Origin of the sequence: Pseudomonas sp. S5F11, from assembly GCF_019641515.1 — a bacterium.
GTDB classification, from domain to species: domain Bacteria; phylum Pseudomonadota; class Gammaproteobacteria; order Pseudomonadales; family Pseudomonadaceae; genus Aquipseudomonas; species Aquipseudomonas rhodesiae.
The window spans coordinates 4,353,138-4,366,518 of record NZ_JAIFJZ010000001.1 but is presented as its reverse complement, the minus strand read 5'-3'; the positions used below and the strand labels follow the sequence as shown (position 1 = coordinate 4,366,518).

General features: G+C 58.2%; 9 protein-coding genes. 8 read left to right on the top strand and 1 reads right to left on the bottom strand.

The features are described from left to right. Window positions 1-195: 195 nt before the first annotated feature. Window positions 196-969 carry a S24 family peptidase gene (locus K1567_RS19740; protein ID WP_034100940.1) on the top strand — a complete coding sequence of 258 codons (774 nt, stop codon included), beginning with the start codon at window positions 196-198 and terminating at the stop codon, window positions 967-969. Between the two features lie 451 nt (window positions 970-1,420). Then, window positions 1,421-2,053 (top strand): isochorismate family cysteine hydrolase YcaC, encoded by a 633-nt coding sequence (gene ycaC / locus K1567_RS19735; RefSeq protein ID WP_034100941.1) that lies wholly within the window; start codon window positions 1,421-1,423, stop codon window positions 2,051-2,053. Between the two features lie 60 nt (window positions 2,054-2,113). Here the strand turns inward: ycaC and K1567_RS19730 are convergent, their stop codons facing one another. After that, window positions 2,114-3,145, bottom strand: a complete 1,032-nt coding sequence (locus K1567_RS19730) for a YhcG family protein (protein ID WP_220698789.1) — start codon at window positions 3,143-3,145, stop codon at window positions 2,114-2,116. A gap of 483 nt (window positions 3,146-3,628) precedes the next feature. Here K1567_RS19730 and K1567_RS19725 point away from each other — a divergent pair, with 483 nt between their 5' ends. The 6 genes from K1567_RS19725 (at window position 3,629) to dxs (ending at window position 13,352) form a co-directional block, all read left to right on the top strand. After that, on the top strand, window positions 3,629-8,263 hold the full coding sequence (locus tag K1567_RS19725; protein WP_220698788.1) for an RHS repeat-associated core domain-containing protein: 4,635 nt from the start codon (window positions 3,629-3,631) through the stop codon (window positions 8,261-8,263). After that, window positions 8,260-8,592, top strand: coding sequence for a hypothetical protein (locus K1567_RS19720; RefSeq protein WP_034115239.1), 333 nt, complete (start codon window positions 8,260-8,262; stop codon window positions 8,590-8,592). The genes K1567_RS19725 and K1567_RS19720 overlap by 4 nt, the downstream gene beginning before the upstream one ends. Window positions 8,593-9,001: 409 nt before the next feature. After that, entirely contained in the window at window positions 9,002-10,141 is a 1,140-nt protein-coding gene (locus K1567_RS19715; RefSeq protein ID WP_034115240.1) for a Fic family protein, read from the top strand. Window positions 10,142-10,215: 74 nt separating this feature from the next. Continuing rightward, on the top strand, window positions 10,216-10,458 hold the full coding sequence (locus tag K1567_RS19710) for an exodeoxyribonuclease VII small subunit (protein WP_003194556.1): 243 nt from the start codon (window positions 10,216-10,218) through the stop codon (window positions 10,456-10,458). Next, window positions 10,455-11,342, top strand: coding sequence for a (2E,6E)-farnesyl diphosphate synthase (gene ispA, locus K1567_RS19705; RefSeq protein WP_220698787.1), 888 nt, complete (start codon window positions 10,455-10,457; stop codon window positions 11,340-11,342). The genes K1567_RS19710 and ispA overlap by 4 nt, the downstream gene beginning before the upstream one ends. 111 nt (window positions 11,343-11,453) lie before the next feature. Then, window positions 11,454-13,352: a 1-deoxy-D-xylulose-5-phosphate synthase gene (dxs, locus tag K1567_RS19700; RefSeq protein WP_034100957.1), complete on the top strand. Its 1,899-nt coding sequence runs from the start codon at window positions 11,454-11,456 to the stop codon at window positions 13,350-13,352. Window positions 13,353-13,381: the final 29 nt, after the last annotated feature.

The window sequence follows — 13,381 nt, the reverse complement described above, 5'->3', positions numbered from 1 at the left end:
GAGGCCATCAAAAAAAGCCCCGTTCATTCGGGGCTTTTTTTTGGAAAAAATAAACGCACAGTTCAACAACCAGCAACTAACGTTTAATCACGCAATAAAAATGAAAAAATAGGCCACAACTAAGCAAAAACCTACAAGTGCAAATCAACGCATGGTTTATTTGATTAGTTTTCTCGGCCAGTAAACTCTGCGTTTATGAATAAATCAGGTGATCGTTTAAAAGCGCTACTGCGGGAAGTTCATCTTTCCGCTTCCGACTTCGCCAAGAACCGCGGTGTCACACCTCAACATGTGAACAACTGGTTCAAACGCGGCGTGCCCATGGGCCGACTCAATGAGATCGCAGAACTGCTCTGTGTCTCCAGCCGTTGGCTACGCACCGGCGAAGGCCCCAAACACCCACCGGCCAACTTCCTGCTGGAAGGCCCCGGAACACGGAAAGGACTCCCCACCCGCGAAGAAAGTGGCAAATACCTTACAGGCCCCGCCTGCCCGCCGGAAAAACTGGATGTGGAGATCCCCCTCCACCCCACCTTCACTTCAACCGAACGTATTCGCATCTCTGTGCACGCTCTCAAAACCCTCAACATCAACCCCGACCGCGCGCTGGGCGCCTATATGGTCGACAACAGCATGATCGACATCATCCAGCAAGGCGCCACCCTCGCCATCGACAAAGGCCGCACCCAAATCATTGACGGCGAAATCTACGCCGTCGAACACGACGGCATGCTGCGCATTAAATACCTCTACAACCGGCCTGGCGGCGGTTTGCGCATGCGCAGTCACAACGCCAGCGAACACCCGGATGAATACCTCACCCACGAGGAACGCTTCGAACAGAACTTCGAGATTGTAGGCTGGGTGTTTTGGTGGTCCACCCTCAACAACCGCCGCCCTCCGGTACCGCTAGATGAGCATCTATTAGGCTGGGAAGGCTCTAAATCGGACACGGAGGTGGGCAACTGAGAGGAATGTGGGTATCATCCGCCGCACATTTGGCAGGGGGTGGCCCAAGGCTACCCACCCTGCTCGGCGAAGCGGAGGAGTTCCCGCGGATGCCCCTACTATTCAGCCCGACGCCATGTGGGTTGAGCGATTTGAAGGCTGGTAAGGTTTGTCAAAAACAAATTGAAGCAGTCCCCGAGAAGCCGGCCACAAGCCGGCTTTTTAATGCCCGTAAGAAACTCCATCCCATGGTCGCAACCACCGCGACGCCGCCACTGCTAATACCTTTCACTCAGTCTCAATTCAACGCTCGACTCTTCATCGGCAGCACAGACGAACAACATTTGCCATCGTCCTATTTAAGTTGACAGAAAGACATATTCCAGCCGATTTATCACATTCCACGCACCCATTAATCTGTGCCCATGTTGAACGCAACGCCCAACCAACCTAAACAAAAAAGGATTCAACCATGAGCACTGCAACCTACAACCGCCTCAACAAAGACGACGCCATCGTACTGCTGGTCGACCACCAGACCGGTCTGATCTCCCTGGTGCAGGACTTCTCACCCAACGAGTTCAAGAACAACGTGCTGGCTTTGGCCGACCTGGCGAAGTTCTTCAACCTGCCGACCATCCTCACCACCAGCTTCGAACAGGGCCCCAACGGCCCGCTGGTGCCGGAGCTGAAAGAGATGTTCCCGGATGCGCCTTACATCGCCCGTCCTGGTCAGATCAATGCGTGGGACAACGAAGATTTCGTCAAGGCAATCAAAGCCACCGGCCGTAAGCAAATCATCATTGCCGGTGTGGTCACGGATGTCTGCGTAGCGTTCCCGACCTTGTCGGCGCTGGCGGAAGGGTTTGAGGTGTTTGTGGTGACGGATGCGTCGGGCACCTTCAACACCACGGTGCAGCAAGCGGCGTGGAGCCGGATGACACAAGCCGGTGCACAGTTGATGAACTGGTTCTCGGTGGCTTGTGAGCTGCATCGCGACTGGCGTAACGATATCGAAGGGCTGGGCAATCTACTGTCCCAGCGTATCCCGAACTATCGCAACTTGATGAATGGGTATGCGGCGCTGACAGCGCATCAGAAGTAAGTCAGCCTTAGCGTGCGATAAGCCTGCCCTGAAAAGCAGGCTTTCGTTATTCAACCGAGCTTAATCCGCCAGTTCCCGCTCAATTTGCTCGATGCTTGGCAAACTGGTTTGCAGCTCTGCGGGTAATGCCCCTACCAGTTGATATTCCGCCACTCCGATAGGTCGGTTGTTATCGCGCAGTGCATACTCAGCTACCACCGCATTCTTGCTCTTGCACAATAATAGGCCAATCGTTGGCCCATCTTGCGGATGCCTAAGCTGAGCATCTACAGCAGCAAGGTAAAAGCTCAGCTTGCCTAGGTGTTCAGGCTTAAATTTTCCCGCCTTGAGCTCGATCACCATGTAGCAACGCAGCTTCACGTGGTAGAACAACAGATCAACGAAGAACTCATCGCCCCCTACATCCAAGAGAACTTGTTGGCCGACGAACGCAAAGCCAGCGCCCAACGCCAACAAAAAGTCGGTGACGTGTTTGATCAGGGCGTTTTCTATGTCGCGCTCCTGCGCATCCAGGGCCAGACTGAGAAAATCAAAACGATAAGGATCTTTCAGCGACTCACGCGCCAGGTCGGATTGTGGCTTGGGAAGGTGGTTTTCGAAATTGCTGACTGCTTTACCCGTGCGCTCCAGTAGGTGAGTTTCGATTTGCATCACCAGCGTGTTGCGGGACCAACTGTGTTCAATCGCCTGCGCGATGTACCAACGACGGGGTTCTGGGCCCGGAAGTTTGTCGAGTAGGACCACATTGTGACCCCACGGCAATTGTGCAGCAGCCTGTTGCACAAATTCCAAATCCGGCCAAGCTTCAGCAAATGCACGCATGTACTTCAGGTTGCGGGGCGAAAAACCTTTCATGCAGGGAAAACTCGTACGCAAATCTTGAGCAAGACGATCAATAACCTTGCTCCCCCACCCCTGTTGGTTCTGGCGGGTCAAAATCTCGTGACCGATATTCCAGTAAAGGAGCACCATTTCTCGATTGACTGCCAGTGACGCACGCTGTTGTGCCACGTGGATGCGCTTTTTAAGGCCGGTCAGCCAATCGCTGTAGCCCGTCGGAGGCGCCGTCAAACGGATAGACCTTTCGCTCATGCCTGTTTCACTCTTGAGTTTTCGGCAGGCTAGTCAGAGGCCTTTGCAGTAACAAGGGGTCGTAAGCGCTTCAGGAGCTGCCCGACACATCTTACGGAACGGCCCTACTGGCAATTGCAAATCAGCTTATTGCAACACTCTCTGAAGCAGGTCGGCGGACATTTGGAAAAGGGAGAGGCAAATGCTTCGCCCTGGGATCGAGCAGAACACGCTATTGCCAATTTAAGAAGCGAGACCTGGCTAAGCAAATCGCCGTATTGCAGAGGATGCAGGCTGGTCTGATTGAATTTGAACCCCAACTTAAAGAAGCACAAAGCACTGCTCGTCATTGAGCATGATCGCCATTTGAAGTAGCCCCCAACTGTGATTGGAGCTGACTATTACGCGACCTTCGTAAGCCCTTTCTGATTTTCCCCGCCGTTCATCCAGCCGCTTTTTACTGCGGCAGACTCAGACGCCTTGCCCTTTGTCGAGACGTCACGGATGACCCACGCTTCCCACATTGCCTCTATCGAACATGAGCTGGATGGCTTTCATCAGAGCCTGGTGACTTATCGCCAGCAGATGGGCGCCTGGTATTCGCGGGCGCTGGATTCGGTGAGCCATGCGGCAGATATGCCGTCGTTGCTGGAGATGGATCGGGTGTTGCGCGTCGGTGACTCGCAGACAACCGTGAGCATGAGCGACCCGAACTTTATCGGCAGTGTTGCCGTGTGCCAGTTGGGCGGCGAGCTGAAGATAGAGAGCAAATTCGACTCAGTGTATGACGTGCCGATTGGCGACATTCCGGTCGAGGTGATCGGGCTGGATGACGGCAGTTCCACGCGGGTCATGTTGGATGAGCACGGCAGGGGCTCACACCACTGCGCCGCTGGCGGGCGCTATCAGGTGCGGGTACAGGGTGGTGTTTCCCAGGAGCAGGTTGACGCGTTGTTCGCCTCCTACGCCGGGCTGATGGCGGACCTGGAGCGGTGGCTTCGCGAACAGTGGCAAGGCTTCAAGCCGCATTGGCAGCAGTCCACGGCCAGTGCGATTGGCAGCGGCGTGCTGGCGGGCAGTTGGGCCGCGATCCGGGACGTGTGGGACAGCATCAAGCTGGTGCAGGCGATTCTTGAAAACCCGTTGAAGTACGTCGAACAGCTGGGAGCCGAAGCGGCCAAGCTGGCACAAGTTGCCACCGATGCGCCCAAGGTCATGGAACAGGCAATGTTGCTCGCCAGTGATGAGGCGGCGCTGTTCCTGCTGATGCGCACGGCGATGATCTGGTTGGACGCATTGCCGCCCAGTGAGATTGCGCAAGTGGCCACTGGGTTTGTGGTGTCGCTGCTGATTGACCTAGTGATTGGCGCGGTGCTGACCATCGCATTGCCGGCGGCAGCTGTGGCGTATTTGAGCCTGCGGTTGGCCAGGTATGGCGCACAGATTGTTAAAGCGGCTGTTGGTTTTGTTCAGAGCGTGCTGGCGATTCTGACGAGGTTCATGCAGGCGGTGGATCGCTACAAGGCGGTGGCGGTTCGCGGTGTGGTCGGCAGAGTGAAGCAAGGCACGCTGCAGATGCGCTGGCGGGCGCGGCAGAACGCGGTGCTGAAGCAAAAAGAGCCTGTGGATGATGTGCCTGCTGTATCAACGAACCCGAAGGGCGATGCGACGGCTTCTTCGGATAAGACCGTCACCAATGGCTGCCCCGTGTCGATGGTCACCGGCGAGGAATTGCTGACCCTGACTGACGGTGTTCTGGATGGGGTGTTGCCGTTCGAGTGGACGCGCCTGTATCGCACCAGCGCGGTGGAAGTCGACGTTGGGCTGGGGTTTGGCTGGAGCCATGGGCTGGCGCAGCGGCTGGTGGTTTCAGGCGATTCGGTGGTGTGGACCGACCATGAAAATCGCTCTATCTCGTTTCCAATCCCCACCGTTGCGAGGCCGGCAATCACCAATAGCCTGGCCGAAGCGGCGATCTATCTGGGCGCTTCGCCGGATGAGCTGGTGCTGGCCCAGGCATCGCGGTTCTACCACTTTCGCGACGGTGTGCTGACGGCGATCAGCGATGCGTATGACAACCGCCTGCGAATTTTCCGCGATGTGCTCGGACGTATCGAGCGGGTGGATAACGGGGTGGGTCGCTCGTTGTTTCTGCGCTATGGGGCTGGGCGCATTGTCGCGGTGGATTATCAAATTCAGCGCGCTAAGGGTTATGAGCCTTACGAGTGGATTACTGAGCAGAACGTCGTTTCCTACACCTATGACGACCTGGGCCGACTGGTCTCGGCGACCAATGCCGTCGGCGAGAGCGAGGTGTATCGCTACGACGAGCAGCACGTCATTGTGGAGCGCGGCCTGGCCGGTGGGGCGAGTTTCTTCTGGGCGTGGGAACGCTCCGGCAAGGCGGCACGCTGTGTGCGGCACTGGGCCAGTTTCTCGCAGATGGACACGCGCTATGCCTGGGGGGATGACGGCCGCGTCACGGTGCACAACGCCGATGGCAGCCAGGAAATCTATGTCCACGATGACCGTGCGCGATTGGTGCAACGCATCGATCCCGATGGCGCGCAGCACTTCAAATCCTACGATGCCCAAGGGCGGTTGACGGTCGAACAAGACCCGCTGGGCGCGGTGACGGCCTATCAGTACGACGAAGCCGGACGCTTGGTGGCGTTGTTTCCTGGGGAAGATGAGCCCACTACGTACGAGCATGACCACGGTTTCGTACGCGTGATGCGCCGGGGTGAAGCGGTCTGGAAATACGAGCGCAATGACCAGGGCGATATCACCCGTAGCATCGATCCCGACGGTCACGTTACCGACTACAGCTACAACAAACATGGGCAACTGACCGGCGTCTGGTACCCGGATCACAGCTGCCATCGGCTGGTGTGGAATGAGCGCGGGCAACTGGTTGAGGAGCAGTTGCCCAATGGTGGCATCAGGCGCTATCGCTACGACGACCTGGGCCGCGAGGTGGCGCGCGAAGATGAACACGGCGCGCTGACCCAGTATCAGTGGGACGCTGTGGGTCGGCTGACTCGTCTGACCCTGCCAGGCGGTGCCACCCGTGAATACAGCTACAACCCCTACGGAAAAATCACCGCCGAACGCGACGAACTCGGCCACGTCACCCGCTACGACTACGCTGACGGCCTGCACCTGATCAGCCGTCGCCTGAATGCCGATGGCACTCAGGTCCAGTACCGCTATGACAACGCCCGATTACTGCTCACTGAAATTGAAAACGAAGTCGGCGAGACCTACCGGCTCGACTACCACCCCAACGGCCTGATCCAACAGGAAGTCGGGTTTGATGGGCAGCGCACCGCTTACGTTTACGACCTCAACGGCAACCTGCAGGAAAAAACCGAACACGGCGACGACGGCAGTCAGCTCGTCACTCGTTACGAACGCGACCATGCCGGACGCCTGGTACGAAAAATCCTGCCCGATGGCCAAACCGTCGATTACACCTACGACCGCCAGGGCAATCTCCTCAGCGTCGACGACGGCCACTGGGCGTTGGCCTACGAGTACGACCGCCAAAACCGCCTCACCGCCGAACACCAGGGCTGGGGCACCCTGCGCTATGGCTACGACGCCTGCGGCCAGCTCAAGCACCTGCGCCTGCCGGATAACAACCGCGTGGCCTTCAACCGCGACAAGGGCGGGCACCTTGCGACTGTTGAATTGAATGGCAAAACCCTGACATCGCACCTGTTCAACGCCGGTCTGGAACACCAGCGCCAACAAGGCCAACTGCTCAGCCACTACCACTACGACGACCAACAGCGCCTGCACGCCCACGCCGTCACCCACCAGACCCATCCGCTCTACCAGCGCCAATACGACTACGACCGAGCCGGCAACCTCACCCGCCTGCTCGACACCCGCAAAGGCGAACACCACTACCACTACGACCCGCTGCAACGCCTGACCCGCGCCGACCATTCCCACGACGTGCAGGAACGTTTCGCCCACAACCCGGCCGGCAACCTGCTGATGCAAAACCGCCACGGCCCCGACATCGTCGCCGGCAACCGCCTGCTGATCCAGGGTGACCGCCACTACACCTACGACGCCTTCGGCAACCTGACCCAGGAACGGCGCGGCAAAGGCCAGCAACTCGTCACCGAATACCGCTATGACAGCCAACACCGGCTGATCGAAATCACCCGGCCCAACGGCCAAACCGCCCGTTACCGCTATGACCCGTTCGGCCGACGTATCAGCAAAACCGTCGACGGCATCACCACCGAATTTTTCTGGCAAGGCGACACACTTATCGCCGAACACCAAGCGGGCCGCCACCGCAGCTACCTCTACGAACCCGACAGCTTCCGGCCGCTAGTCCTACTGGAAGGCTTCGGTCCAGACCACACCCAGCCCTACCACTACCAACTCGACCACCTCGGCACACCCCAGGAACTCACCACCCCCGAGGGCGATATCGCCTGGTCCGCCCACTACCGCGCCTACGGCGAAATCGCCCGCCTCGACGTAGGCAAACTCGACAACCCACTGCGCTTCCAGGGCCAATACTTCGACGAAGAAAGCGGCCTGCACTACAACCGCCATCGCTACTACAATCCGGATATTGGTCGCTACCTGACGCCGGACCCGGTGAAGTTGGCGGGTGGGATCAACTCCTACCAGTACGCTCTAAACCCTACAGGATGGGTAGATCCGTTAGGCTTAAACACCTGCCCCGGGGGAGACGGTTGTAAGCCAGAGGTAGCTGCTAATGAACCGGCCAAAACTGTAAAAGCTGATGAAGGAGATGCTGTATTACCCAAAACAGGAGGAGCTGAGCGATCAGCTAAATACTCAGCGAATTGGAAAACAGCTAGCCTGAGTGAAAACATTGTCAAATTTGCCGGCACCGATCCAACTGTAACCACAACAGACAAAGGCAAAAAAATATATAAGAACCCTCTAAATGGAATTGAAGTTGTAGAGGACATCAATGGAAACTACTTTAGAATCTACGACCCATCATTGCCGGGATCGAGACGATACTTAAGCCTTGAAGGCGTCGTGCCCAACAACAAGACATCTCCTTCAGGAAAGCAAATGGGCAGAACACAAAGTGAATACAATGAAGCAACCCATTTCAATAAGGAACTAAAACAATGAAGATGATTTGTGTCCCACTCACGCTAGAGGCCATGAGGTTATTGGACATAAATGATTGCCCGGACTCTCTGCTTGAAACCATTCACCTCACCGATGAAGATTATAAAAAACTACTGATCTCTGGCGCAGTGGAAACTATAAATAACACCCTGGGAAAAATAATTGACGACTACGAAGATGAGAGTATCAATACCAACGAGGACCTCATCAAGGCGCTAGCGATATTTAAAGACCACCTGACGCCTGAAAACTCATCAGTAATGAAAAAATTGATCCACCTGAACACAATCGCAATCAAGAACCACACAGGGCTATTTTTCTTCTTTTAGCTTGATACATGTACTTGGTAAATGGTCAATTTCTACCATTTCTCCATAGCGCAACTAAAACATTGAGTTTGATGAGCTAATCACTCGCTAATCCAGCTTTTTTCGAAGTGAGCTCAACTGACATTTGTCTTTATCCAACAAATATCTGAGCAGAACGTCACCTAATGGCTTGGTATAGAGACACACTCATTCGACTTTGATGTCGGGACGCATCATGGATGACTGCTCCTGAAAAATCGGAGAGTACAGCATCCGTCACTAGATTTCGGCCTAGAAGGTGGACTTTATGGCGTGCTCACGAAAACACCCACCACCAGCCTAGACCCTGAGCCAAATCCGCAGCACAATCGGCTCACCAAATGAGCCGAATAACCCCTTTATTCGGCTCACGCACCCCAGGCATTCCACCATGGCTCATCCGCACTGGATCTGGCAACACGCCGACTGGCCGCACTTCCACTGGCAACCCGGTCGCCTCGCGGCGTTGCTGCGCGATTGCGGACAAGCCCAGGGCAAATTGCTGGGCATGCTCGGCTCCGTCAGCCAGCCAGTCAGCGCACAGAATGAACTGGATGCGCTGCTGCAAAATATCCTGACGTCCTCGGCGATTGAGGGTGAACAGTTGAATGTCGGCTCGGTGCGCTCGTCCCTGGCAAGGCGGATGGGCCTGGAAGCGATGGAAGACGGTCAGGTAAGCCGCCGCAGCGAAGGCCTCGCCGAGTTGATGATGGATGCCACTCAACAATTCACCCAGCCGTTTACCCTCGCCCGCCTATTGAAATGGCATCACTTATTGTTCCCGGTCCCGGAAGCGGGCTATACCGCTCGAGCGCTCAATATTGGATCCTTGAGGGGAGATGAGCCAATGCAAGTCGTGTCGGGCCGGCTTGATCGGCCGACCGTGCATTTCGAGGCCCCGCCACGTCTGGGACTGGAGCAGGCACTGGCGGATTTTCTGGAGTGGTTCGAAACCAGCCGCGATCAGCCGGAACTGGACCCATTGGTACGCGCCGGCGTCGCGCACTTCTGGTTTGTCACACTGCATCCCTTCGATGACGGCAATGGTCGCCTGACACGCGCTATCACCGATTTGGCACTGGCCCAGGGTGAACACCAGGCCATCCGTTTCTATGCCATGTCAGCCAGCATCCTCGAAGACCGCACCGGCTACTACAACGCACTGGAATCCAGCCAGAAGGCCTCACTGGATATCACTGACTGGCTGGAGTGGTTCCTTAAAACCCTGTTACGCAGCGTGCAGCAGGCAATGGCGCGGATTGACCGAGTGCTGGGAAAGAGTCGGTTCTGGCAGCAACACCGCGACCTCCCTTTGTCTGCTGAACAAATCAAGGTCCTCAATCGCCTGCTCGACGGTGATGAGAAGGGCTTCGAACACGGCATCAGCGCAGCGCAGTACCAAGCGGTGGCAAAGGTATCCAAGGCGACAGCGACGCGACACCTGGCTGACCTGCTGGAAAAAAACTGCTTGGTTCGTCTGCCCGGAGGCGGCCGCAGCACGCGTTATCAGGTCAATACAGCAGGCAAGTGACACCCCGCTCATTTGCCCAGAATCCCCATGTCTGCTAGTGTCGCGCCGGTTTACCGTCTACCGGAATAGCCGCCATGGCCCGCAAAAAAGTTGCACTCGATTTCGAACAATCCCTCGCTGACCTGCAAGCTCTGGTCGAGCGTCTGGAGAACGGCGAGTTGTCGCTGGAGGACTCGCTGACAGCGTTTGAGCAAGGCATCGGCCTGACCCGCGACTGTCAGAGCGCGTTGGCGCAGGCGGAGCAGAAGGTGCAGGTGTTGCTGGAACGTGACGGGGAGTTGGCCGAAGAACCTTTCGACGCGGAACAGCCGGAATGATCGACGCGTATCAGGCCAGTAGCCAAGCCCGGGTGAATGCGGCGCTGGAACCCTTGTTCGTAGCGCCAAGCCCGGAAATGAATCGCCTCTATGAAGCCATGCGTTACAGCGTGATGAATGGCGGCAAGCGCGTGCGCCCTTTGCTGGCGTACGCAGCCTGTGAAGCGCTGGGCGCGCCGGCCGAGCAGGCCAATGGCGCCGCGTGCGCGGTGGAGTTGATTCACGCGTATTCCCTGGTACATGACGATTTGCCGGCCATGGACGACGACGATCTGCGTCGCGGCCAGCCCACCACTCATAAAGCCTTCGATGAAGCCTATGCCATCCTGGCCGGTGATGGCCTGCAAAGCCTGGCGTTCAGCGCATTGCTGGACCCGCGCCTGAGCAGCGTCAACGCCGAGATCCGCCTGCGCATGGTCACCACACTGGCGCAGGCTGCGGGCCCGGCCGGGATGGTCGGCGGGCAGGCCATCGACATGGGCTCGGTCAGTCTCAAGCTGGATCAAAAAGCACTCGAACACATGCATCGCCACAAGACCGGTGCGCTGATAGAGGCCGCCGTGCAGTTGGGCGCGCTGGCCAGCGGCCATGCGCAGCCTGCGCAATTGGCGGCCTTGCAGACCTACTCCCAGGCCATCGGCCTGGCTTTCCAGGTGCAGGACGACATTCTCGACGTGGAAAGTGACACCGCCACCCTGGGCAAACGCCAGGGCGCCGATATCGCCCGGGACAAGCCGACCTATCCTGCGCTGCTCGGGCTCGATGCTGCCAAGGCCTACGCCCTGGAACTGCTCGACCAGGCCCTGGCGGCCCTGCGACCTTTCGACGCGGCGGCCGAGCCGTTGCGTAACCTGGCGCGGTATATCGTCGAACGCCGCCACTGATAACCACGGCCATTACGGCCGCATATCGGCCAAGTTCGGCGCTCCGCGTGGGCAGTTTGCGATGCTTGAGGTAAACTGCCGCCTCTTTCTATACCTATAACGATTCGCCTGATGCCCACGACGTTTCAAGAGATTCCCCGCAAGCGCCCGTCCACGCCCCTGCTCGACCGTGCTGCCACGCCGGACGGCCTGCGTCGTCTGGGTGAAGCCGAGCTGGAAACCCTGGCCGATGAATTGCGCCTGGAATTGCTCTACACGGTCGGTCAGACCGGTGGGCATTTCGGTGCCGGCCTGGGCGTCATCGAGCTGACCATCGCCCTGCATTACGTGTTCGACACCCCGGACGACCGGCTGGTGTGGGACGTGGGCCATCAGGCGTATCCGCATAAAATCCTCACCGGCCGTCGCGAGCGCATGAGCACGCTGCGCCAGAAGGACGGCGTCGCCGCCTTCCCGCGTCGTTCGGAGAGCGAGTACGACACCTTTGGCGTCGGCCACTCCAGCACGTCCATCAGTGCGGCACTGGGCATGGCGATTGCCGCCCGCCTGCAAAACAGTGATCGCAAAGCGATTGCCGTGATCGGCGATGGTGCACTGACCGCCGGCATGGCGTTCGAAGCGCTGAACCACGCGCCGGAAGTGGACGCCAACATGCTGGTGATCCTCAACGACAACGACATGTCGATCTCGCGCAATGTCGGCGGCTTGTCCAACTACCTGGCCAAGATCCTTTCCAGCCGTACGTACGCCAGCATGCGCGAAGGCAGCAAAAAGGTACTCTCGCGTCTGCCCGGCGCGTGGGAAATTGCCCGGCGCACCGAAGAATACGCCAAGGGCATGCTGGTGCCCGGCACCTTGTTCGAGGAACTGGGCTGGAACTACATCGGCCCCATCGATGGCCACGACCTGCCGACCCTGATCGCCACGCTGCGCAATATGCGTGACCTCAAGGGCCCGCAGTTCCTGCATATCGTCACCAAAAAAGGCAAAGGCTTCGCCCCGGCGGAAGTCGACCCGATCGGTTATCACGCGATCACCAAGCTCGAACCGCTGGACGCTCCCGCCGCCGCGCCGAAAAAGGCCAGCGGGCCGAAGTATTCCGGGGTGTTCGGCGAGTGGCTGTGCGACATGGCCGCCGCCGACTCGCGCCTGGTGGGCATCACTCCGGCGATGAAGGAAGGCTCGGATCTGGTGGCGTTCAGCGAGCGTTTCCCGCTGCGCTACTTCGACGTGGCGATTGCCGAGCAACACGCGGTGACGTTCGCCGCCGGCATGGCCTGCGAAGGCGCCAAGCCCGTGGTCGCGATCTACTCCACCTTCCTGCAGCGCGGTTACGACCAATTGGTGCATGACGTGGCCGTGCAGAACCTCGACGTGCTGTTCGCCATCGACCGCGCCGGCCTGGTGGGCGAAGACGGCCCGACCCACGCCGGCAGTTTCGACTTGTCCTACCTGCGCTGCATCCCCGGCATGCTGGTGATGACGCCGAGCGACGAAAACGAATTGCGTAAGATGCTCAGTACCGGCCATCTGTACAACGGCCCGGCTGCGGTGCGCTACCCACGCGGCAACGGTCCGAACGCCGTGATCGAAAAAGACCTGGAGCCCATCGAGATCGGTAAGGGCGTCGTGCGTCGCCAGGGCAGCCAGGTGGCGTTCCTGGTATTCGGCGTGCAATTGGCCGAAGCCTTGAAAGTCGCCGAGAAGATCGACGCCACGGTGGTCGACATGCGCTTTGTCAAACCTCTGGATGAAGCGCTGGTGCGCGAGATCGCCGGCAGTCACGAGTTGCTGGTCACGGTGGAAGAAAACGCCATCATGGGCGGCGCCGGTGCAGCGGTCAGCGAGTACCTGGCGCGGGAGAATATCCTCAAGTCGGTGCTGCACCTGGGCTTGCCGGATGTGTACGTCGAGCATGCCAAGCCGGCGCAGATGCTGGCCGAATGCGGGCTGGATGAGGCCGGGATTGAAGCCTCTGTGCGCAACCGCATGGCGCTGTTGGGCCTGTAGAAACCGGGACCAAAAGAATGTGGGAGGGG